Raw genomic sequence first — 214 nt, 5'->3', positions numbered from 1 at the left:
GGCGGGGGCCGAGTCGGGCGCAGGGAAGGCTCGCACCCTCGACCGGGACATCGGCAAGGCGGGCGGCATGGTCGCGGAACACCCGCTCCAGCTCATCGGCAGCGAGACCGTGCAGGATGAACCGTACCGACGAATAGGCCGGAGCGCGGCGGAGCGACACGCCAAACCCGCCGTTCAGGCGGCTCAGATGGGTCCGTATGAAGCCGTGGACCTG

The 214-nt window shown here is 70.1% G+C and carries 1 pseudogene; it reads right to left on the bottom strand.

Annotated elements, in window-relative coordinates:
* Positions 1–214 (bottom strand): annotated as a pseudogene (locus MTBSS4_RS05205) (hypothetical protein); the annotation flags it as partial.

It is taken from the genome of Magnetospirillum sp. SS-4, from assembly GCF_902729425.1.
In the GTDB taxonomy this organism is placed as follows: domain Bacteria; phylum Pseudomonadota; class Alphaproteobacteria; order Rhodospirillales; family Magnetospirillaceae; genus Phaeospirillum.
This window is presented reverse-complemented; position numbering and strand designations above follow the sequence as displayed.